The 22486-nt window shown below is 51.5% G+C and carries 24 protein-coding genes; 3 read left to right on the top strand and 21 right to left on the bottom strand.

What is annotated here, in order from left to right; translation table 11 throughout:
• Positions 1 to 89: 89 nt before the first annotated feature.
• From recA to AC2JF6_RS03065, 13 genes are all read right to left on the bottom strand, one after another.
• A complete protein-coding gene (recA, locus tag AC2JF6_RS03125) occupies positions 90 to 1202 on the bottom strand; it encodes a recombinase RecA (protein WP_500729308.1) in 1113 nt (370 codons plus the stop codon).
• A 151-nt stretch (positions 1203 to 1353) separates the two neighbouring features.
• Entirely contained in the window at positions 1354 to 2013 is a 660-nt protein-coding gene (locus AC2JF6_RS03120) for an ABC transporter permease (protein WP_500729307.1), read from the bottom strand.
• Positions 2006 to 2947, bottom strand: coding sequence for a glycine betaine ABC transporter substrate-binding protein (locus AC2JF6_RS03115; protein WP_500729306.1), 942 nt, complete (start codon positions 2945 to 2947; stop codon positions 2006 to 2008). Before AC2JF6_RS03115 ends, AC2JF6_RS03120 begins: the two co-directional genes overlap by 8 nt.
• Before the next feature lie 11 nt (positions 2948 to 2958).
• The gene (locus AC2JF6_RS03110) at positions 2959 to 3582 is read right to left on the bottom strand and encodes an ABC transporter permease (RefSeq protein WP_500729305.1); all 624 of its coding nucleotides are present in this window, start codon (positions 3580 to 3582) and stop codon (positions 2959 to 2961) included.
• Between the two features lies 1 nt (position 3583).
• A complete protein-coding gene (locus tag AC2JF6_RS03105; protein WP_500729304.1) occupies positions 3584 to 4762 on the bottom strand; it encodes an ABC transporter ATP-binding protein in 1179 nt (392 codons plus the stop codon).
• A gap of 156 nt (positions 4763 to 4918) precedes the next feature.
• Positions 4919 to 5479 carry a CDP-diacylglycerol--glycerol-3-phosphate 3-phosphatidyltransferase gene (gene pgsA / locus AC2JF6_RS03100; protein WP_500729303.1) on the bottom strand — a complete coding sequence of 187 codons (561 nt, stop codon included), beginning with the start codon at positions 5477 to 5479 and terminating at the stop codon, positions 4919 to 4921.
• A gap of 23 nt (positions 5480 to 5502) precedes the next feature.
• Positions 5503 to 6621, bottom strand: coding sequence for a helix-turn-helix domain-containing protein (locus tag AC2JF6_RS03095; RefSeq protein ID WP_500729302.1), 1119 nt, complete (start codon positions 6619 to 6621; stop codon positions 5503 to 5505).
• Between the two features lie 64 nt (positions 6622 to 6685).
• Positions 6686 to 7414, bottom strand: coding sequence for an SDR family NAD(P)-dependent oxidoreductase (locus AC2JF6_RS03090; RefSeq protein ID WP_500729301.1), 729 nt, complete (start codon positions 7412 to 7414; stop codon positions 6686 to 6688).
• A gap of 177 nt (positions 7415 to 7591) precedes the next feature.
• Positions 7592 to 10039 (bottom strand): DNA translocase FtsK, encoded by a 2448-nt coding sequence (locus AC2JF6_RS03085; RefSeq protein WP_500729300.1) that lies wholly within the window; start codon positions 10037 to 10039, stop codon positions 7592 to 7594.
• 19 nt (positions 10040 to 10058) lie between these two features.
• Positions 10059 to 10451, bottom strand: a complete 393-nt coding sequence (locus AC2JF6_RS03080; RefSeq protein ID WP_500729299.1) for a DUF1149 family protein — start codon at positions 10449 to 10451, stop codon at positions 10059 to 10061.
• A 2-nt stretch (positions 10452 to 10453) separates the two neighbouring features.
• Positions 10454 to 11011: a tRNA (uridine(34)/cytosine(34)/5-carboxymethylaminomethyluridine(34)-2'-O)-methyltransferase TrmL gene (gene trmL, locus AC2JF6_RS03075; protein ID WP_500729298.1), complete on the bottom strand. Its 558-nt coding sequence runs from the start codon at positions 11009 to 11011 to the stop codon at positions 10454 to 10456.
• A 56-nt stretch (positions 11012 to 11067) separates the two neighbouring features.
• Positions 11068 to 12258, bottom strand: coding sequence for an AI-2E family transporter (locus AC2JF6_RS03070; protein ID WP_500729296.1), 1191 nt, complete (start codon positions 12256 to 12258; stop codon positions 11068 to 11070).
• Positions 12259 to 12271: 13 nt separating this feature from the next.
• Entirely contained in the window at positions 12272 to 12652 is a 381-nt protein-coding gene (locus AC2JF6_RS03065) for a PTS glucitol/sorbitol transporter subunit IIA (RefSeq protein WP_500729295.1), read from the bottom strand.
• Between the two features lie 207 nt (positions 12653 to 12859).
• On the opposite strand from AC2JF6_RS03065, the gene AC2JF6_RS03060 reads away from it, so the two are divergent.
• Positions 12860 to 13891 carry a lactonase family protein gene (locus AC2JF6_RS03060; RefSeq protein WP_500729294.1) on the top strand — a complete coding sequence of 344 codons (1032 nt, stop codon included), beginning with the start codon at positions 12860 to 12862 and terminating at the stop codon, positions 13889 to 13891.
• 179 nt (positions 13892 to 14070) lie between these two features.
• Here AC2JF6_RS03060 and AC2JF6_RS03055 read toward each other — a convergent pair whose 3' ends face one another.
• From AC2JF6_RS03055 to yjbM, 3 genes are read right to left on the bottom strand one after another with little or no spacing between them, the layout of a single operon-like run.
• Positions 14071 to 14961: an RluA family pseudouridine synthase gene (locus tag AC2JF6_RS03055; protein WP_500729293.1), complete on the bottom strand. Its 891-nt coding sequence runs from the start codon at positions 14959 to 14961 to the stop codon at positions 14071 to 14073.
• Complete coding sequence (locus tag AC2JF6_RS03050) at positions 14948 to 15754, bottom strand: NAD kinase (RefSeq protein WP_500729292.1); 807 nt, start codon at positions 15752 to 15754, stop codon at positions 14948 to 14950. Before AC2JF6_RS03050 ends, AC2JF6_RS03055 begins: the two co-directional genes overlap by 14 nt.
• Complete coding sequence (gene yjbM / locus AC2JF6_RS03045; RefSeq protein WP_500729291.1) at positions 15754 to 16383, bottom strand: GTP diphosphokinase; 630 nt, start codon at positions 16381 to 16383, stop codon at positions 15754 to 15756. Before yjbM ends, AC2JF6_RS03050 begins: the two co-directional genes overlap by 1 nt.
• Positions 16384 to 16859: 476 nt before the next feature.
• Between yjbM and AC2JF6_RS03040 the strand changes: the two genes are divergently transcribed.
• Both AC2JF6_RS03040 and AC2JF6_RS03035 read left to right on the top strand, forming a co-directional pair.
• Positions 16860 to 17483 (top strand): CYTH domain-containing protein, encoded by a 624-nt coding sequence (locus AC2JF6_RS03040; protein WP_500729290.1) that lies wholly within the window; start codon positions 16860 to 16862, stop codon positions 17481 to 17483.
• Between the two features lie 81 nt (positions 17484 to 17564).
• Positions 17565 to 18182: a DsbA family protein gene (locus tag AC2JF6_RS03035; protein WP_500729289.1), complete on the top strand. Its 618-nt coding sequence runs from the start codon at positions 17565 to 17567 to the stop codon at positions 18180 to 18182.
• On the opposite strand, the gene AC2JF6_RS03030 is transcribed toward AC2JF6_RS03035, so the two are convergent.
• From AC2JF6_RS03030 to AC2JF6_RS03010, 5 genes are all read right to left on the bottom strand, one after another.
• Entirely contained in the window at positions 18157 to 19017 is an 861-nt protein-coding gene (locus AC2JF6_RS03030) for a competence protein CoiA family protein (RefSeq protein WP_500729288.1), read from the bottom strand. The genes AC2JF6_RS03035 and AC2JF6_RS03030 overlap by 26 nt on opposite strands.
• 63 nt (positions 19018 to 19080) lie before the next feature.
• Complete coding sequence (locus AC2JF6_RS03025) at positions 19081 to 19815, bottom strand: adaptor protein MecA (RefSeq protein ID WP_500729287.1); 735 nt, start codon at positions 19813 to 19815, stop codon at positions 19081 to 19083.
• Between the two features lie 103 nt (positions 19816 to 19918).
• Positions 19919 to 20317 (bottom strand): transcriptional regulator Spx, encoded by a 399-nt coding sequence (gene spx / locus AC2JF6_RS03020; protein ID WP_500729286.1) that lies wholly within the window; start codon positions 20315 to 20317, stop codon positions 19919 to 19921.
• 134 nt (positions 20318 to 20451) lie between these two features.
• A complete protein-coding gene (gene ptsP / locus AC2JF6_RS03015) occupies positions 20452 to 22185 on the bottom strand; it encodes a phosphoenolpyruvate--protein phosphotransferase (protein WP_500729285.1) in 1734 nt (577 codons plus the stop codon).
• Complete coding sequence (locus AC2JF6_RS03010) at positions 22185 to 22451, bottom strand: phosphocarrier protein HPr (RefSeq protein WP_500729284.1); 267 nt, start codon at positions 22449 to 22451, stop codon at positions 22185 to 22187. Before AC2JF6_RS03010 ends, ptsP begins: the two co-directional genes overlap by 1 nt.
• Positions 22452 to 22486: the final 35 nt, after the last annotated feature.

Below are 22486 nucleotides of genomic sequence, written 5' to 3'. Positions count from 1 at the left end.
CAGTATTAATGATAAAGAACCGCAAGGGTTATGTCAATTAATAGAAAAAACCTTGACCACTTTACAGGTCAAGGTTAATCTCTTCAACTCTAATTGCTTTTGCTATCGGCTTCCTTATCTGCGGAAGCCTCCTTTTCTGCAGGCTTGACTTCTTGGGCCTTCTTCGCCTTGACCTTCTCCGGGTCCTCGCGGTCGGCAATCGAGTCCTCATCGATGCCAAAGGCATGGCGCACCTGCTGTTCAACGTCTGCGTAAATATCCGGGTGCTCTTCCAGGTACTTCTTCGCGTTCTCACGGCCCTGGCCAATCCGCTCGTCATTATATGAATACCACGAGCCGGCCTTGTTGACAATATCTTTTTCGGCCGCCATGTCAAGCAGTTCACCGCTCTGCGAGATCCCCTGGCCGTACATCATGTCAACCTCGGCAACCTTGAACGGCGGGGCAACCTTATTCTTGACCACCTTGATTTTGACACGGTTACCGGTAATCTCACCGCCGGTCTGCTTAATCTTCTCCGCCCGCCTGATTTCAAGCCGAACGGTCGCGTAAAACTTGAGCGCACGACCACCAGGCGTGGTCTCCGGGTTGCCAAACATGATGCCAACCTTTTCACGAATCTGGTTGATAAAAATCGCAATTGTTTTGGTCTTATTGATGTTGCCGGAGAGCTTGCGCAGGGCTTGACTCATTAAACGGGCCTGCAGCCCGACGTGGCTATCGCCCATGTCGCCGTCTATTTCAGCCTGCGGAACAAGCGCCGCAACGGAGTCAACAATTAGGATGTCGATGGCACCGCTGCTAATCAGGGTATCAGCAATCTGGAGGCCCTCTTCACCCGTGTTGGGCTGGGACAGAATCAGCGCGTCCACGTCAACGCCCAGTGCCTCGGCATAGGCCGGATCCATTGCGTTTTCGGCATCGATATAGGCCGCCGTGCCGCCGCGTTTCTGGACCTCAGCAACCGCATGCAGTGCAACGGTGGTTTTACCGGAAGATTCTGGTCCGTAAATTTCAACTATTCGTCCCCGGGGGTAGCCACCCACGCCGAGGGCGGCGTCTAGCGCAAGCGAACCGGACGGAACGGTTGAAATCTTGGTGTTTGCCTTATCGCCCATCCGCATAACGGCACCCTTGCCAAAATTTTTCTCAATTTTCTTCAGTGCCGCGTCCAGCGCAGCCTTCTTTTCATCTTTGGCCAAGACTTGTTTTCCTCCTCTAATAATCGTTAATTAATCCTCGTTAATTATACTTTGATTCACTTGTTATTTGCAAGAAAAAGCGAACAAGCGTTTTGATTTTTTTGCCTTGCATTATTAATTACGCCAAAAAAGCCACATTTCTCCTAAAATTTTACCGTCTGAGTCCCCGGGGCTGCAGCCATTTTTGCATAAAATTCAGAAGCAGGTCGACCATGATGGCCATCAAGGCCGTCGGGAGTGCACCCGCCAAAATTATTGCGCTGCCGCTCGTGGCGTTGGTTCCGCGGATGATAATGTCGCCCAGACCGCCCGCGCCAACGAACGAACCGATTGAGGTTATCCCGATCGCGATGACCAGCGCGTTTTTTAGGCCGGCAATTATTACGGACAGCGACAGCGGCAGGCGCACCATGTAGAGCAGCTGCAGCTTCGTCATGCCCATGCCCTTGCCGGAGTCGATGATGTCCTTGTTGACGTTCCGCATGCCCGTGTACGTGTTCTTGATGATCGGCAAGAGCGAATACAGCGTGACGGTAACGATGACCGTCATGACGCCAAGGCCCAGCCCGATCATGATGATTGACAAGAGGGCAAGCGAGGGAATGGTCTGGATGAAGTTGGCAATTTCCACTACAAAGTCGCCCAGGTGGGCATTGCGCGAAATGAAAATACCGATTGGAATTCCGATGATTGCGGCAAACAGGACCCCGTATATTGAAATCAGAAACGTGCGGTTGAATTGCTCAAGCACGTAGCCGCCATTATGCTGATAATAATAGATAAACTGCCGCCATAAAGATAACTTAGCCATTATTTTGCCCCCTAAAGTAATTGTGCTTCACTAAAAACTGGCGGGCAACGGTTGCTGGTTCCAGCAGCTTGTCATCCACCTGGAAGTTCATTTTGCGAATCTCATGCACGTTAATATTGCCGACAAGACGCCGCAAAAGCGGCTTTAGTTCCGGGTGCTCGCGCAGCAGGTAATTATTGATCAGCATGCCGCAGTTGTAGGGTGGGAAAAAGTGCTTATCGTCTTGGAGCAGATGCAGGTGGTAGGAATCAATGCGGCCATCGGTCGAGTAGCCCAGGATGACGTTCATCTTGCCGCTCTTCAGGGCCGAATAAACCAGCCCGATGTTCATCGGGTGCGCCTTGCTAAAGGTCATGCCATACGCCGTTTGAAAGGCCGGATAGCCCACGCCGGGCGCATTGACCCACTCGGACGCAACGCCGAAGGAAAACTTGTTTTCCACCTTCTTCAGGTCCGAAATTTTGTACAAACGATATTTTTGCTGGTCCTTCTTCCGTACCATGAACGCATAATTATTGGCAAAGCCATAGGTGTGCAGGTAGGTTTGGTCCCAGCGCTTCTTGACCTCGCGGCGCACCGTGGCGTTTGCCCGGCGCGAGTCCTTGATCGGCGGCAGCAACAAGTTGGCCGTCAGTTCTCCCCCGTCATAAGCAGCGGCCTGGATATCGGCGTCGTGGCGCACTAGGGCCTGGTGCTGCATTGGGGCCGAGCCGAGGTTGTTGACAATCGAAGCCTTGTAGGGCGTCTCTTTTTCAATCAGCTGCGCGATAATGTTGGCAACTATCTGTGATTCCGTAGTGGTCAGTGCCGTTATCCGGATATTTGCGCTGCTGCCCCGCGTATCCGCCAAGCCCGGCAGGCCGCAGGCACTGGTAGCCACCATGACTACGAAAGCGAGGAACGCCAGCGTTATCTTTTTGAAATCTTTTTTCATCAGCGTCCTCCTCATATGCCCTTAGGCGTAATCCGCCGTTCCAACTTGCCCAGCAGGTAATCCGTTAAAAGTGCCATGATAATTACCGGAATAGTCCCACCCAGGATCAGGTCGGGCTGGTACAGGCTGAGCCCGTTAAAGATAAAATCGCCCAGGCCACCGGCACCAATGTAGGAAGCAAGCGTTGCCCACGCAATGACGTAGATGGCCGAAAGACGGATGCCCGCCATAATCACGGGCATTGCAAGCGGGATGTCAACCTTCATAATCAGCTGCATCCTCGTCATGCCCAGACCAAGCGCCGAATCAACCGTATCGGGATTGACGCTCGTCAAGCCCACGTATGTGTTGCGCAGAATCGGCATCAGGCTGTACAAAAAGAGCGCAATAACCGCCGGCACCTGCCCGACCCCGAAAAACGGAATCATCATCGCCAGGAGCGCCAGGGCGGGAATCGTCTGCAGCATGCTGGCAACGGCAATTACGACCTTGGCCGTGCGGGGAAACTTCAGCAGAAGAACGCTGAGCGGAACCGCCACAATAATGCCCAACGCAAGCGAAATGGCCGCAATGTAGATTTGCTGCCAGGTTTTGACAATCAATTCTGAACCGTGCTGAGCTAAAAAAACCGACATACTAATTCGCCTCTTTTTTGGATTGCGTATGCAGGGGCGTCTTGTCGCCCCAAATTTTTTCGTAAACAACATTAACCAGGCTGGAGCGGGTGACGATGCCAATCAGGTGCTGGTCCTTATCGACAACCGGCACGTACTGCCCGCTGTGGCTCAGGATGCGGCGGAAATTATCCCGCAGGTACTCGTCGGGGCCGACCGTGGCAAAATCCGTGATGAGAATGTCACTGACGCTGCGCGTTTTGTGGTACTTGCGCTGCAGCATATCGATTGAGACATAGCCCTTGAGGTGGTCATCATCGTCAACAACCAGCAACGTGTCCACATGGCGCTCCTTCATCATTGTCAGGGCCTCGGTTAGCGAAGCACCCAGGTTAATCTTGACCGGCGTGGTCAACATCACGTTTTTGACCTTAACCGTCTCATACTTGGCCTCAGAGAGGCGTTCCTCGCCAATCAGACTCTTGACGAAGTCATCGGCCGGGTGCCGCAGAATATCATCCGGCGTGCCCACCTGAATCAGCTGCCCGTCATGCAAAACAACAATCTTCGTGGCCAGCTTCAACGCCTCATCCATGTCATGCGTGACAAAGACAATCGTTTTGCCCAGCTGCACCTGCAAGTTTTGCACCATATCCTGCAGGCTTTCACGCGTTATCGGGTCAAGCGCCCCGAACGGCTCGTCCATCAAAATCAGGTTTTGATTGGCAGCCAGCGCCCGCACAACGCCAATTCGCTGCTGCTGACCCCCGGACAATTCGCCCGGGTAGCGGTCAAGGTAAGAATCGGGCAATTCGGCCAATTTGATCAGCCTGTGCGCCTCGCTGTTCAGCTTATCCTTGGACCACTTCAGCAATTTTGGAACGAGAATGATGTTTTCACGGATCGTCATGTGGGGCATCAGGCCATTATTCTGAATGACGTAGCCGATGTGACGGCGCAGGTCGACCGGGTTGAGCGTCTTCACGTCTTTGCCTTCGACCAGCACTTCGCCCTTGGTCACGCTGTTCATCCGGTTGATCATCCGCATCAACGTGGTCTTGCCCGAGCCCGAGGTACCGATCAGACAGCAAAACTCACCCTGATCTATTTCAAAACTGATATTGGCAACGGCAGGTTTTTTCATCTTGGGATACAGCTTCGTGACATCCTTGAACTCAACCATTGGTATCTTCTTTCCCATAAAATCCCCCTTTTTCACTGATAGTATAATTCAATCTTAGCAATGTAACGTGTGTTAAGCAAACTTATGCCTTTATGACGGCAGTTTTTTGCCGCAATTGCGGCAAGAAAAAAACACTAACGCTGTTAGTGTTTTTTTAAAGCAGTCCTGTTTTTGCTACATCGAACCGCGGAAAACATCCCATGAACTGCGGAAATAATCGTATCCGGAGTAGATGGTAAAGATGAGGGCAAGGTAAAGCAGAATTGTTCCGCTGTAATAAAAGTCCCCAATTAAAAGAAAGATAATCGACAGCATCTGGCACGTCGTCTTAATCTTGCCGGGCATTGCGGCTGCCATAACCTGGCCCTTGTTTTCCGCCAGGATAAGCCTGAGCCCCGTAACGGCCAACTCGCGGCAAACAATAATTGCAACGATCCAGGCCGGTGCAAGGTTCAGCGGTATCAGCATGATGAATGCCGTCATCGTCAACATCTTGTCCGCCAATGGGTCAGCAAACTTGCCGAAGTTCGTCACCAGATTGTTGGCCCGGGCAATGTGGCCGTCAAACCAGTCGGTGGCAGACGCAACGGCAAAGACCGCCGCGGCAGCCACCAGTCTCCAGTAGACCGTAGTACCGGCAACCTGGACGCTCGCATTCCCACCAAAGATCACGATCAAAATAAAGACCGGGATCATAAAAATCCGTAAAACCGTTAATTTATTTGGTAAATTCATTCTTAACTCCTCTTCTACAACATTTAGTTATTGCTACCATTATTGCCAGACGAGGAACCCTCAGAATGATTGTTCTGCCCGTTGCCAGTGGTCTGGTTATTGTCGTGACCGGTCTGGCCGCCATTTTGGCTGGTCTGTCCAGTTTGACCACTCTGCCCGGTCTGCCCGCTATTATTCGTCCCGTTAGTTCTATTATTGCCGCTTTGCTGCTGTTGGCCCTGGTTCTTATTTTGGTTTGGCCGGTTGGTACGAGCGGTGCCGGAATTAGCGGTGCCAGTGGTGGAGCCGGAGCGATTCTGTTGGTTGGCAGTCGATGAACCCGGCTGCGGCGCGCGGCGGTTGCCGATGAAGAAGGTCAGCGTCAGGCCGGTAGACTGCACGTCGTACGGCACCTTCCTGCCCCCAATGGAAATCGAGGTCCCACGGGCGTTGCTGAAAGTCACCACTACTGTTTGAGCAGTATCCGGAATCCTCACCGTGTGCTTGAGCCCGGCCGCTAGAGTTTGCCCGCCCTGGTTAACCCCGTTCATTGCGATAGAAACAGTCGTCGCCTGGTCCCCGGCGCGAACGACCAGGTTGCGGTTTGATTTCAGGCCGGTGACCCGGTACTGGTTGACCGCTACCTGCCTAATTTTTACCGGGTTCTTCTTGACCTTCTTTTTCTTCTTGGACTTGTGCGTATTCTCCGAAGAAATAGCCACATCGTTTGCGGTGTCATTGTTTTGGTTATTATTGGATGAGAAGTGTGCGTATACGACATAGCACACCAGTATAACAACGATAACCCCTACGCCAACAACGATCCGGGGGAGGTAATCCTGCCACAGCTTTTTCTTGCTGCTGGTCGTCTTGCTTACCTCTTCGCTCTTGTTGTCGATCGAATCCTTAACGTATTCCTCGGGTTCAACACTGGGAATCTCCTTGTGAAATTCACTGAGCAGTTCCTTGCCGTCTAGGCCAACAACCTGGGCGTATTGCCTGATGAAGGCCCGCACGTAGAATTCTCCGGGAAGCTTGTCAAAATCATTTTGCTCAATTGCCGTCAGGTACCTGCCCTGAATCTTCGTTGCCTTTTCAATATCCCCAATTGAAAGGCCCTTGGCCTCTCTAGCACTGCGTAATTTGTCTCCGATATCAGCCATAATTACCCCTTTAATTTCCTTTTTATACATTGAGTATATCATATACCAATAACTAATTTCACTATTATTTCAGCCAACCACCGCTCACGTATATCGTCTGGCCGGTTAAGTAAGCTGCGCGGCGGTCAAGCAGCGCCCTGACCCAGTAGGAAACATCGCTGCCCTCAGCCAGGCGCCCGGCCGGAATTTCGCCTCTGACCTCTTCCATTGTTTCGGGTGCAAACAGCGAATTCATCGCCGTGTTGACCGCACCCGGCGCAACAACGTTGACCGTCAGGTTGGCCGATGCCACTTCGCGCGCATAGCTCTGACTGAAGCGCGACAGCCCCGCCTTCGCGGAACTGTACACTGCCTCCATTGCGCTGCCGTTGCCGCCATAGACGGAACCCAGATAAACGATCCGGCTAAAGTCGTTTTTAGCCAGTAATGGTTCCAACAGGCCGGTCAGCTTAATCGGCGTAACGAGGTCAATTTGTATAATCTCAGCAATCTTGCCCATGTCTTCATCGCTGACAAAATTGTAGTCCGTGATGCCCTGGGCAAAAACGGCGGCATTAACAGGCAGCATGTCCGCGACGAACGCAGTCAAGTCCCTATCTCCAGCCAAAAAATCAAGCTTAACCGGGATGAAATCCTGCTGTGGGTATTGCCGCCTGAGCCGCTCGCTCAGGTCGCTCGCCGCAGACCAATTACGGCTGCAGTGAACGTAGAGCGACCAGCCCGCCTGTGCCAAATCGGCACAAATTGCCTGGCCAATTCCGCCCGTGGCACCAAAGATAATTGCTCGCTGCATCTTTATTTTCCTTTTCTGCTTCTCACTTAAGTAAAAATTCAGCCTTAAGCAGACCACTAATGAACGTCTGCTCCACTATAACCAGCAATTTTACTTTAACATCGAACCGGTCTAATTTTACCATTATTTTTTAACTAAGCAGGCGCAAAAAAAGACATGCTAAACTTTCTTAAAAATTTAGCTACCGGCATCATCCTTTACGGGTGGCAGCAGAACCTGGCGGGGCTTAGAACCCTCAGACGGTCCCACCACACCCTTTTCTTCCATGTCATCAATCATTCTGGCCGCGCGGTTGTAGCCAATGCGGAAACGCCGCTGCAGCATTGAAACGCTGGCCGTCTGCTGGCGCCTGACCAGGTCGACGGCCTGCTCGTAAAGTTCATCTTCAGGCTCCTCAGCATTATTGGCTGCGGCTTCTTCGCCCTTCTGTGGCATCATTTCCTTGTCGTATTCCGGCTTCTGCTGGTCCTTGACCCATGAAATAACCTTTTCAACCTCGTGGGAGGCAACGTATGCACCCTGGATCCGTTCCGGCTTGGATGCACCGACTGGCATATAGAGCATATCGCCGCGTCCTATCAACTTTTCTGCACCAGTCTGGTCCAGAATCGTTCGTGAGTCAATCCCGCTCGAAACCGCAAAGGAAATTCGCGATGGCACGTTGGCCTTGATCAAACCGGTGATGACATCGACACTCGGTCGCTGCGTGGCCAGGATCATGTGGATCCCGGCGGCGCGGGCCATCTGACCCAGGCGCACGATTGCACCCTCAACGTCGTGACCGCCGACCATCATCAGGTCACTCAGTTCATCCACCACGACCAGGATATAGGGCAAAGGAGCCATCACCGTCTTAGTCTTGTCCTGGTTGTTGATGCGCACCTGTTCGTTAAATTCGTCCATATTGCGTGCACCGCTCGCCGCAAACAGCTTGTAGCGTCGCTCCATTTCCTTCACGGCCTTGCCAAGGGCGCTTGCCGCCAGCTTGGCATCGGTCACAACCGGAATCAGCAAGTGCGGCACGCCGTTGTATACGGACAGCTCAACCATTTTGGGATCAATCAGAATAAGCTTGACCTGGTCCGGGGTTGACTTCATTAAAATGCTGGTCAGAATCGTGTTGATCGCAACGGATTTACCTGAACCCGTCGAGCCCGCAATGAGCAGGTGGGGCATCTCCGCCAGAGGGGCGGAGACAATCTGACCACTGACATCTTTGCCCAGCGGCACCTGCATTGGATCCCTCTTCGCCGTAGCATCCTGATTCTGCATTACATCCTTAAAGGCAACAACGGAAGTAGTCCGGTTGGGCACCTCTATTCCAATGAAGGGTTTTCCCGGAATCGGAGCCTCGATCCTGATATCTTTGGCGGCAAGCGCTAGCGCCAGGTCGTCTGCCAGGTTGACGATGCGGCTCACCTTCACGCCCACAGCTGGCTGAATCTCGTAGCGCGTAATCGTTGGTCCCAGAATCGCCTTCTTGATGATCACGTTCACACCAAAACTCTTAAAGGTCGATTGCAGCGTCTGCGTATTCTTCCTAATGAGGGCCTTGTCCGTTGATTGATCGGCATTAGGTACGTTGTCAAGAAGTTTCAAGGGCGGCTTCTGGTACTGCGGATTTACCTTCGCTGTCTGCTTTAATTCGCCGTGGTCAACCGTACCCAGCTCCTCGACCATCTTTTTGTCCTCATCTGCAAACGAGTGCGCCCGGGGCAGGTCCCTTTCTTTTAGGGGCTGTTTAGGCTGCGTTGGAGCTTGCGCCTCTTCCTGCCCTTCATCAGCAAACTGAATTTGCGGCTCCTCATCTTCACCTGCCGCACTGTCCTCCTGGGCGCTAGCAAACGCGGACGGTGCGTCCGCATCATCGTGGCTGCTCGGTTCACCTTCAGCAGTGAAGTCGTCAACATTCGGAAAAACGGGCGACTCGCCTGCAAGCGGGTCATCCAGGTCCGGGGCCTTCTGCTCTTTCCTTTTTTGTTCCTGCTGCTCACGCAGAAGACTGTACTTGTCCTTCAGCTTGGCTCCGGCTTCCTTGTTTTTCCTGATGAAAAGCTGGCTGAGGGACTGAAACTTGCCGAGCACGTCCTTAAACTTGACGTCAAAAAACATCAGAATGCCGGTGGGGATAAACAGGCATGCAAACACGCGCAGGCCAATGTGACCCAGCAGTGGGTAAAAAAGCTGGTAGCACAGGGCACCAATAACGCCGCCGCCAACGGATTCGGTAATGGCCGCCCGGCCAAATTCAGCCCTCATCTCGTGCCAGAAAACGTTCATGAAGGCGCTGTTAACCAGTTCGCGTTCAAAATAGAGGCTGCTCTGAATGATTAAAAAACCGAGGATAGCCAAAAACAAGCCGCTGCTGCGCTTAAACTTAAAGTGCAGGGGCTTGTTATAAATCAGCATCACCAGGCCAAAGACGACGCAGAGCCCGGCCGCCAGCAGGTATGAATTGCCAAAGAACAAGCGAAAGACGTTGGCAGTTTGCCTGCCTAAGATGCCAAACCGCGCAAACACCAAGAGGGCGCAAATTACCAGGACAAGGCCCGTAACGGCCCAGGACATCCCGGTGTTTTGCGTTTTTTTGCGTGCTTTGGTTGCTTTTCTTTTTTTCTTAGGCATCTTTTCACCTAATCAAGCGTTAAAAGTTGGCTTTGAAGTTCAAATTAACCGGCTCATCCAGCGTAATTTGGGTAACTTCATAGGTTAACGTCTCAATGTACTCGACCAGCGGGCGGCTGAGCAGCTTGTAGTCGCTTTTGGCAAGGTCGCTGCCGTCACCGAAGTAGTCCTTAAGCTGGACAATCTGACTGATCACGCCGCTGACGGAAAACTGGCCCGGAGCGGGTGCAACGTCGAAAACAACGGTTACTTCGAAGTAATTGCCGTTTTCGCCCGAGTCGGTCGTCCCGTCCTCGTTCTGCTTCTCCACCTTCTTCAGGCCGAAGTTAACGTTGTCCTTGGTTGTGGCCTCTTCATTAATATCGTAGTGAAAGTTCTTGACCATCACTGGCGTTTCTTTGCTAAAATCCATTTCTATTCTCCCCCTAAATTACGTTCGTAGCGTCCTGGCCGGTTGTAACTGTCCTTCAGCTTGTCATTTTGATAGTGGTGTGCGGTCTCCATGTTGGGAAAACCCTGCTGGCGCAACGCCTCAAGCAGGACGATTGCCACCGAGTTGGCCAGGTTGTAGCAGCGGATATTGTCCGTCATGGGAATCCGCAGGTTCCGTTCATAATATTCTCGCATAAACGTTTCCGGTAGACCAGTTGTTTCCTTGCCAAAAACAAAATAATAATTTTTGCCGGGTTCGGTATAGTCAACCTCCGCGTAGTTCCGCGTCGAAAACTTAGAGATGAGGTAGAGTTCGTCCTGCGGCCGCAGCTTCTTAAGGAAAGCCGCAAGGTCGGTGTGCCTGCGGACGTCAACCTTGTCCCAATAGTCGAGCCCCGCCCGCTTCATCTTCTTGTCGTCAATCTGAAAGCCCAGCGGCTCAATCAGGTCGAGCACCGTGCTAGTGCCCGCACACGTCCGGGCAATGTTGCCCGTGTTGGCCGGCATTAATGGTTCGTATAAAACAACGTGATTCGTCAATTTTTTCTCCTTAACTCAAAAAGCGTGGTACCGTGACCACGCTTCTTTAATTCTTGTCACTCTTGGTCTTTACCGGTGCCCTTGGTGGTCAATACCGTGCTCTCGTCTTCTTCAAACACCTTCGAAACCCTGCGGTAATAATTGTAAACGCGCATGGTGATGATTTTCAGGACCGCGTAGATCGGAATCCCGAAAATAACGCCCCAGAGGCCCCCAACGGCACTTGCACCAATCAAAACCAGAATGGTGGTAACGGGGTGCATCTCCATCTTGTTGCCCATGACCAGCGGACTGATAATCCGCGACTCAATGGTCTGCTCGACCACGAAGACGACCAGAACCTTGATGATCATCGGGCCCGACATCATGATTGCAATCACGATTGCCGGGATAAAGGCAATGAAGGTCCCAAAGTAGGGAATCAGGTTTAAAAAGGCACTAAAGACGGCCAACGCAATGCCGTACTGCAGTCCGACCAGGCTGTAGCCGATTGCAAACATAACGCCCACCCAGAAGGCAACGGTAATCTGCCCGCGGATGTACGCGGCCAGCGCGCTGTTGATTTCATACAGAAGCTCGCTAAAGCCGCTTTGCCAGCGTTTAGGGGCAAATTGCGTCAAGTAGGGCCGCAGCTTGTGCACGTCCTTCAGCATGAAGAACAAAATGAACGGGGCCGTCACGAGCGTCATGAAGATAATCGTCACGATGCTGATTGCTGAAGAAATGTTGGTCAGGGTCGCGTTGATCGTGTTCTGTCCGGACTTGAACAGCGTATCCTGCGCCCGGTTGATTACATCGTTAATATTGTTTTTGACGCTGTGCAGCTGCGGGCTCTGCAGCGTATTCTGCAGCGCGATCGACGCATCCTTCCAGATGTGCGGCCAGTTCTTGATTAGTGAATTAACCTGCCCCTGCACTACCGGCAGCAACGTGTTGATGATCCACACGAGCAGAACCGCCACCAGCAGGAAGAGCACGCTAATGGTTATGATCCGCGGCACTTTGAACTTGCGTTCCAAGACGTCCACCAGCGGGTTCATAATGTAAAACTGGATCAATGCCAACATTAGCGGCGGAAGAACCGCGCTAACAAACAAGCGCGCCGGATTCAGAACAAAAGAAACCTGATTAAACAGCCAGATTACCAAAAAGAACAGTAAGATATTGACCAGCGCGATGCTAAAACGATTGTTTAAGAACCATTTTTGAAAAACGGTTTGCTTATTATGCTTTTTTTCGTAATCCATCAAATCATCCTAATCAAATGTGCTCGTAAATAATATCGTCGCCGACGTTAAATTCAGGTGCGGTCTGCTTGTCCGCAAACCTGAGGTAAACGGCGTTGGCCAGCGGGTTGCGCGGCTTTTTTTGGTCAAAAAACAGGGTCATGTGGCCCAGGGCCTTCATGTCGCTCACGACCATGGCGCCAACGTAGGCGGCCACATACGTTTCGCCGTCAATCGTGATCGTGTCGCCCTTCTTGAAAATAAACCCGTTCAGCTGCGTGTCATCCGTAAACTTTTGGATGACCGCCACGTCGGCAAGGTCCTTCGTGACGGATTCACCGAACAGCATCACCATGCTGGCCTTGGGCTCAATTGCCTGCTTGCCGATTTTTGCAATAGTTGAGATCCACTTCATTTTGTGCTCCTTATATAAGCTCCTTAAGACCTAATTTTAGCATAACAAAAACCGCTTAACTAATATATTGGCGGTTTTCTTTGTTAGATCTTTATTTTTGGCGGTGACCAGCGTTAGCACGTTGTGCCCAAAGCCGAAGCAGCCCATTGCGGCGCGTGCTATACTATTTGGTAGACAATATCTTTAAACGTGACGGAGGTTTAACTAATGAAAGTATTGATTGGCGGCTACACCAAGAAAAAGGGAACCGGGATTTACGAACTGCCGGTAGCCGAAGCAGATGACGGTCAAGCAAGACTAACCGCGGCGCGGGAAATAATCAGAGTGGACGGCCCCACTTACTTCGCCGTTGACCAGGACCTCATCTTTGCAATTACCAAGGCAGGCGATTGTGGCGGCATCACCGCCTTTAGGCTGCACGCCGGGAAGTACCAGGAGGCGTCTTCTTGCTTGACAGCGGGTTCATCGCCGGCCTACATTGGCATCAACCGCACGCAAAAGCTGCTCTACACGGCAAACTACCACACAGCGGTCCTGGCCGTCTTCTCCTACGATGCGGCAGGTGAATTGACGCTGCTCGATCAGGTTGTTCACACCGCAGATACGCTGGGCCCGCAGCCCGAACAAGCCGACGGCCCGCACCCCCACTTCTTTGACGAAACGCCCGCCGGCAACCTGGTCAGCTGCGATTTAGGCAATGACCGCGTCGACTTCTACCGTCTTGAAAATGGGCGCTTGCGCCAACTGGCCAGCTACCACAACGAAGCCGGCTTTGGCAGCCGACACATTGTTTTTAGCCCCGACGGACAATACTTCTACGTGGTCGGCGAACTCGCCAGCAAGGTTAACCTCGTTAAGTTCAGCGAAAAAAACTGGAGCTTCTCAAGCGTTGCGACTTACGCCACAATCCCCTCTACCTTCACCGCTCATAACGGTGCGGCGGCCATCAGAATCAGCCGCGACGGCAAATTTGTCTACGTTTCCAACCGCGGCCACGACTCTATCACCGTCTTTGCCGTCAACGCCGACCACACGCTGCAGCTGCGCCAGCGCGTTTCGACCTTCGGGGAATTTCCGCGCGACTTTGGCTGGGACCGGTCCCAGCGCCTGGTGGTCGCGGTCAACCAGAATTCCGACAACGCAACACTCTACACGCGCAGCACGCAGGACGGCTGCCTGACCCCCATCCAAAAAAACATTGCGGTTCCCGAAGGGACCTGCGTTCAGTTTCAAGAATAGGTTAAGACGCATGCAAAACGCACGCTGGCAACTGCCCGCGTGCGTTTTTTGGTCCATCTAATTAGACTCGTCCTTATGCTGCTTAATTGCTGCCCCCCGCTTTTGCGCCCGCGGATTGCACGCCCCGGCTTCAAAGCCACATTATTTGCCAGATGGTCATAAATAATACAGCACTTTTATTATCCCTCCAGTTCCTGCCACAAGTCCTGCATGTCCCGCGGCTCCGGAACTGTGACCTCAACCTGCGCGCCACCCGCAAAGGGGTCCGGGAAGGACAAGTAAAAGCAGTTGAGTGCCTGGCGGTCAAAGTCGTCGCGAACGCCGTACAATGGATCGCCAAACAAGGGGTGGCCCAAATGCTGCATGTGCAAACGAATCTGGTGCGTGCGGCCCGTGTAGAGGCGCAGCTCGACCAGACTCGCGCCCGGAACCTGCTTCAACACGCGGTAAGCGGTCACGGCCGCCTTGCCGCCGGAATCGATGCTGCGTGCAACGGTGGCGGTTGCGCGTCCAATCGGCGCGTTAACGACGCCTGCCAGTTCACCTAGAGCAAAGTTGCCGTGCACGATTGCATGATATTTTTTAATGAAGTCATCTTTGCTCAGCTTGCTGAAACGAGCGTGGGCAATTGCGTTCTTGCCGATCAGGACTAGCCCCGACGTGTCTCGGTCCAGACGCGTCACGACGTGGGGCTTGATGCCCGTCAGCTTTTTCCGCGCAAAGTAACCCAAAACACGGTTGACCAGTGCATTATCGTCATAGCGCGACGGAATCGAAAGCAGCCCCGCCTCTTTATTGACCAACAGGTAGTTGGGCGTCTCCTTGACAATAGCAAGCGGCTTCGTCGACGGTCGCAGCCACGGGTTGTCTTTTTCCTTGCCGGCCACGAAGATTACCTCGTCGCCCGCATGCAGAAGATAGTTGGTGTAGCGGCGGTGGTGGTTGACCAGCAGCAGGCCGCCACGGTTCTTGGCGTCGTTAATCGCCTGCTTGGAGAAACCGTTTTTCATTAAAAAAGCCCCCAGGCGCAGCGAACCCTGCCCGCGGACGGTAAGTTTAAACCACGTCATTGTCGTCTCCGATGAAGGCACTGTGAACGCGAGTCCAGAAGTGCGTGTGCCCGAAGCGGTCAAAGCGGATTGCCTTGCTGGAAATGCGGTAGTTGATTTTCCGCGCGTTGCGCACGTTGATGCGGCTGCCATCAACGGTCATCACGAAGTGGTCGGCGTTGGGCACAATTGTGATCTGCTGCTGGGGGGCAATTACGATGGGCGACGACAGCGTCCTGAAGACCCGGTTGTTGATGGACGCAATCTCGGCCATCTGCAGGGCCTTGAGCTGGGGGTGAATCACGGCGCCTCCGAGCGACTTGTTGTAGCCCGTCGACCCGGTTGGCGTTGACACGCAGAGTCCGTCGCCGCGGAAGTTTTCAAAGAATTGGTCGTCAATGAAGACGTTGGCCTCCAGGGTGTGCGAAACCCGCTTGACCGCCGACTCATTCAGCGCAAGGTAGTGCCGCTTTTCGCCTGCCTCCGTCACCAGCTCGGCTTCCAGCAGCGGGTAGCGCGCCGTTTCTGGCTCCCGCAAAAAGAGTGCGTCAACCATTTTGTCCACCCCCGTGCTGCGCCAGTCAGTGTAAAATCCGAGGTGCCCCGTATGAATGCCGATGAACCGAATGGAACTAATCTGGCTTTCATAGCGGTGGAAGGCGTTGATCAGCGTCCCATCTCCACCGACCGTGATGACCACGTCGGGGTACTTGGCGTCAAAGACCACGCCGTTTTTTGCTTCAAGCACTTTGCGCAGGTGCGCCACCACCTTCAGCGTCTCTTGATTCGTATTATGGGCGATTGCTATCCTCATTATTTTTCCTTACCCTTGTTTTTGGTGAAGACTCTCTGTGCTTCCTGCACCTCGTCCTTGATCAGCGACATCTCCTCGTCAAGCTTGTACGCGGATTCCGCAGTCGACTTCAGCCGCTTTGAAATGTCATCGGGATACGAGCCCTGGTACTTATAGTTCAGCGTATGCTCGACCGTCGCCCAGAAGTTCATCGCCAAGGTGCGGATTTGAATTTCAGCCAGTAATTTCTTGGGACCGGCGGGCAGATAGACGGTGTAGGAAATCACCATGTGGTATGAGCGGTAGCCGGACGGCTTAGCGTTCTGCACATAGTCACGCTCTTCAACCACCTCCATGTCCGCACGCGCGTGAATCAGGTCGACAACCTTATAGATGTCATCGACGAACTGACTAACAATTCTGATGCCCGCAATATCCTGCATATCGGTTTCAATCACGTCCGGGCTGATTACCCGGCGCTCCATTTTTTCTTTAATTGAATCGATCGACTTTACCCGGCCGACCACAAATTCGATCGGTGAAAGCTCCCCTTTAGTCAAAAAGCTCTGCCTAAGGGAGCGGAACTTAACCTTTAATTCTCGAACGGCCTCATCGTAAGGCCATAAAAAATTATCCCAATCCATTTTCATAGAAATAGTTCCTTTCTCAAACAGCATACACATTTTAACACAAAAAACGTGCGAGCAATTTTGCGGAGCAACCGTTTGCAAGAAGCGGAACGCTTTTTTGCCAATGCTGGCTAATTGACTGGCGCCAAGGGCCTTTTAGCACCGCAAGCAATTTTGCGCACCCATCCTTAATCACTACCTTAAGATTATGATAAACTAGTTGACACGCTCGGCGCATGCCGTGGCGTGAATGCGCCATCTTGCTTTCAATAAGCCCCTGTATAGGACTTCTTTTGCGCGTTATTTTTATGCTTTCATAAGCTAAAATTTTGACTATTTTACTAATCTTGACCGAAAATGATAGATACTATGCTTGAAGGCTAAATTGCTAGCGCTAGCGCACAAGGGCGGACCGCTAAAATCTTTCATGTAGTACTTAAATGAAACTGGGTCTGTTTTTTGAATTTTTGCGCAAGTTGGAAAGGAATGATTGCTTTATGTCTGAAAACACCGAAATTGAGGCCAAGGTTGTCTTGCCTCAGGATATCTACCGCAAAGTGCTTGCGGGCTTTGCGTCCAAGAGCAGCTTTGACCAGGTCAACTACTACTTTGATACGGACAGCGGCCTCCTTAAAGAGGCCAACGTGAGCTGCCGCATTCGGCTCTTCGCCGACCACGGCGAACAGACGCTGAAGGTGCCAAATACCAGTCCCGTCCAGGCCAACTACCACGAGGCGATCGAGATCAATGACGCCCTGACGCTTGCCGCGGCCCGGCACTTGGTCGACCAAGCCCAAACGCACCCTGATTTTAATTTTCACGGCACCGTCGGCAGCTACCTCAACGCGCATTTTGGTCCTGCTATAAGTCTGCGCTTGCAAACCTATTCCAAGACCCACCGCAGCCTTCTCAGGGGGCCGCACGGCTGCGAGCTGACGCTTGATGATACCGTTTACCCCGATGGCTACGAAGACTTTGAACTCGAGATTGAGAATTCGCAACTAGCCTTAATCAAGGGTGTTTTAAGCCAGTTAAAGCAGGACTACGGTTTTACCCAAAACGCCGCCAACACCAACCAGGCAAAAATTGCGCGCGCTTTCAATCACCGTGCTAAAATGTGAATACGTTAAGTGTATTTCCCCTAGTTCAACCGGCCATTCAAAAAATACACAGCCACTTAATCAGTACGGAGGAGTCTGACTATGTTTGAGATTTTTCTCTTTGTTAATCCCATTGGCACATATTGCTACGATGCAGAAGTTTTAGTTAAAGAAGCAATCGATGAACTCAATATCAATACCTGTTTCCACTTCGTTCCCATTACCAATGCGAAGGTTATCAAGGATGACATCATGCGGCGCAAGCGGGCCAGACAGCACATCAGCAGCGTCTCGGAATACACGTTGGCATCTTACCAGGCCCTGCGCAATTACCACGCCATCAAGTTCGAATACGGCAACAAAAAAGCCCGCGCATTCCTAGTGAACATGCAGCGGGCACTCAACCAGAATTTCAACCGGTATTCCGCAGACCTGCCGAAGAAAATCGCAAACAAGCTCAACCTCGACTACGACCGGATCACCAGCCCCGCCATTAGCGGCTACATCGAGGATTCGATCCAGCTGGACAAGAACCTGGCACAAAAATTCAGCGTCCACAACTTCCCCACCACCATCATCTTCAACGAAAGCGGCAACTACAACGGCATCCTTCTGGAGGGCATCGTGGCACACGACAAATTGATCACGCTGCTACAAAACGGGAGTTGCCTGGAGGAGCAAGAGGAGTACTACCCTAGCACCCACCTGCGCCTGATTTAAGGTAAAAAGAAGCATTGTCGCATGAATGAACCCGGCGCAGCCGGCTAAACACCCACGCGGGCAGGTCGGCGATTGTCATCTGGTTCTCGTATAATTTAGCCGCGATGCACATTCCCTTAATACTCTTTTGCACCACTTGCTGCTGCAGGTAACGCCTCTGCACGCCGGGATCCACGCGGTAGTCTTTAAGCACCGGGCGAAAGTGCCACAGACGCGCTAATCCAGCCGCGTTCAACGCAAAAATCGCCGCTTGGCAATGGACGGTCTCCGACAGCGGTGCAAGCTTGACGTTATACTTGAGGGTCAGCACTTCTCTATAGGGATTGATTTCTAAATAATAATCACGCCACAACCTGTTTTCGCGAAAGAAAATGAGTTGTGTTTTTTTGATGCTGCGCTGCAGGTAGTGCCGGCGCCCTACTACCCAGATGTCCCTGACGCCAATCTTATGATACAGGGCATGACGGTGGCTGAACTCAGCGCTGCCAAGCGGCGCACACTGCACCTCAAAGGCCAGCTGCGGGCTTGCCAGGACATCGGCACGCAGTCGCCCGCCTGCTAGTGAAACCTCAAGACAGGCATCAAAATGTGCCCCACGCAGCGCAGACTGCAGGAATTTTTTGCTGCGGGCATGTTCTTCTTTTTCGCTAACCGAGTTATTAACCCGTGCTGCGTGTTTAAAGTAGGCCGTAGCGGCCTTAATCACGAGTTGCACCTTTTGCCCGCAGCGGGGACAATAGAACAGCTGCTCCTGCACCCGGATGGTCCCTTTTTCCAGCAATTTGGCCGCTACTTTCGCCGCTACCAGCTTATTGTTCAACAGTGCCGCGTACATAATCGCCACCCCTTAATTAAGTACGCAAAAAGGACAAGTTTTACCTTGTCCTTTATTAGAGCATCAGTGCTTCGTTTTAGTAAAATAGTTGCGCAACTGTTCCAAGGCGTCATGCGCAATCAGGCACTTGCCGGTCGTTTTGACCCGCGCCATCTCGCTTCTTTTAACCTTAAGGCCATATTCGGTGGCAATTGCCCATGCGTCATCGGGCTTGAGTTCCACGTAGTTTTCATCCTGAAAGTCCAAATCCAGGTAGAATTTTCCCCGCTCGAAGTAAAGGCTTGAAGAAAGGTCGCTTACCCGCAAGCTGTCGGCCAGTTCTGTCACACGGTCAATATCATCAAAGCAGTACGCCTGCTCCTTCTGGAACTTCTTGAGCGACTTTTCCATCTTGGCCTTGATCGCATCGTCTTCATCCGCCCCAGCCGATTCTTCTTGCGCGTCGTCATCATCGGCCTCCAAGTCCAGAAACGACCTGCGCAGGTCATTTTTGCCCGGGCCCATCTGGGGCTCACCCGTGGCGCTATCAATCAGCTGGGACAGGTCATCGCGGTCCTTTTTTGGCACCTTGGTAATGAGCAGGTCCAACCCGCCATTATTGGGCATCACCTGGAAAGTAACGGGCGCATCCTGACTAAATGAGTGGTCAGTGTCAACTTCATCCAAAATTGAATAGAAAAAATGCTGAATCTTATCCCTGTCGCCCAGCAGGTCTAAGACCTTCAAGCCACGCCTTGCCAGTTCATTTTTATCTATTCGTACCCGAATAGTATTTTCATTAATGTGATCTACTTGCACGAGTTCTCACCTCCATTGGATCCTTTCAACTATTGTAGCCTATTTTGCCCATAAAATAAAAGCGTTAGTCTAAAAACCAACGCTTTTTCCGCAAAATTCTTAATTACAGGTCTGCAGTTTTCTGCATTTCTTCAAGCTCAAGCCGGCGAACCTTACGCGGCAAGAACCGCCTGATTTCGTCTTCATTATAACCAACCTGGAGGCGTCGATCGTCCATAATAATTGGTCGTCTTAAAAGACTTGGATTTTTCTCAACCAAGCCAAGCAGTTGATCGATTGATAGATCATCAAGGTTAATTTTTAGTTGTTGAAATGCTCTCGAACGCGTTGAAATAATTTCTTCCGTGCCATTCTCAGTCATCCGCAGAATTTGGATAAGTTCCGCCTTGGTAAGTGGCTCTGAAAAAATATTCCTTTCCCGAAAAGAAATATCGTGCTTCTTCAGCCACGCCTTGGCCTTGCGGCATGAGGTACAACTCGGAGATACATATAAATTTACCATATATTCACGCTCCTTTGAACGATACTATTCCTTACCAGAAACATTATAGCACATTACTTCTTTTTTGTAAGTAGTATTTTAAAATAAACATTAAAAAAGGCACATCAATTTTCATTAATGTGTCTTTTTCTTGGTTACTTGTTTACTTTTGCCATTAAGTCCTTAACGAGCTGCTCATTTTCCTCTGCCGTTTCGGAAATAAAACAAGCCTGGTTGGCTAATTCCTTAATGTCAGCGGTGTTAAGACTCTTCATCAAGCTTCTAATGCGCAAAATTGAGGTTGCACTCATTGAGTACTCGTCGAGTCCCATTGACAGCAGAATCGGGAACATGGTGCTATCGCCAGCAGCCTCCCCACACATGCCACACCAAATGCCATTTTCGTGGGCTGCATCAATCGTGTGCTTGATTAAGCGCAAAATTGCGGGGTTAGCCGGTTGATAAAGGTAAGAAACATTATCATTGCCACGGTCAGCCGCCATTGTGTACTGAATCAAATCATTGGTGCCGATTGAGAAAAAGTCAACTTCCTTGGCAAATTGATCGGCTAAAACCGCCGCCGCTGGAACTTCAATCATCATGCCCACTTGCAGGTCTTGACCAACCTTTGTGCCCTTTGCAGTCAATTTGTCTTTTTCTTCGCTCAAAATGGCCTTGGCCTTGCGCAATTCGGCCAGCGTGCCAATCATCGGGAACATAATCCCGAGGCTACCATATGCCGAAGCCCGCAAAAGTGCACGCAGCTGCGTCCGGAAAATCTGTTCATTTTGCAATGACAATCTGATTGCCCGCACACCCAAGAATGGGTTCATTTCTTCCGGCAGGTCCCAGTAATCCAGGTGCTTGTCGCCACCAATGTCCATTGTTCTGATGATTACCTGCTTGCCATGCATGCCCTCAATGACTTCTTTATAAGCATTGAATTGATCATCTTCACTCGGAAAGTCCTTGGAGTCCATATACAGGAATTCGGTTCTGTACAGACCAACGGCCTCGGCACCGTTTGCATGTACGCCTTCCATATCATTGGGCGTACCAATGTTTGCCGCAATCGTGAACTTCTTGCCGTCAGCGGTCACTGATGGTTCATTCTTCAGTTTTTCCCATTCAGCCTTCTGCTTTAAGAAAGCCGCACTCTTTTGCTTGTATGCAGCGATCTGGTCGGCGCTTGGTTCAACAACCGCATCACCGTTCAGCCCGTCAACAACCAGCGTCTGGCCGTTTTCAACGTCCGTGGTGATCGAATCGGTCCCCACAACGGCTGGCAATTCGAGCGAACGGGCCATAATGGCCGAGTGGGCTGTCCGGCCGCCGATATCGGTGACAAAGCCCCTAACAAACTTTTTGTTTAACTGCGCGGTATCACTCGGGGTTAAGTCGTGGGCAACGACGATAACCTCATGGTCAATAGCAGCTGGATTAGGCAATTCCTTGCCTAAGAGGTGGGCCATAATCCGCTTTGAGACATCGCGCACGTCGGCCGCACGCTGCTGCATGTACGCATTATCGGTCATGCCCTCAAAAATGCTGATGAATTTCTGCGCCGTCTCGTCAAGCGCCGCTTCACTGTTGACCTTTTGATCCTTAATTGCGGTTTCAATCGCCCCGGTAAATTCAGGGTCATTCAAAATCATCAAATGGGCTTCAAAGACCTGGGCTTCGTCTTCACCTAAACTCTTTTTCGCATCATCACGAATTTTTTCAACTTCAGTTGTTGAAACTGCAACTGCGTCTTTGTAACGAGCTAGTTCGCCATCAACGTCGCTGACAGTAGTCTTTGAGAACGAAAGATCCGGTTCAACCAAGAGATAGGCTGGTGCTACAGCAATACCATCGCTTGCAGCAATTCCTTTTAATGTCTTGGTCATTATTCTGCCAAACCCTCTTTTTTCATTGTGTCAGAAATAGTTGCGATTGCATCTTTTTCGTCGTCGCCTTCGGCACTGATTGTCACATCGGCATTCTTGCCCACGCCAAGCGACATCACGCCCATGATTGACTTCAAGTTAACAGACTTGCCGTTGTATTCCAGGTTGATATCTGAACCAAACTTTGAAGCGGCCTGTACTAACAATGTAGCCGGACGAGCATGAATACCTGTTTCTGCAATAACATGAAAATCGCGTTTTTCCATTATAATATCTCCTTTGAATTGAAAAAATCAAACCG

It is taken from the genome of Lactobacillus sp. XV13L, from assembly GCF_059900875.1.
This window is presented reverse-complemented; position numbering and strand designations above follow the sequence as displayed.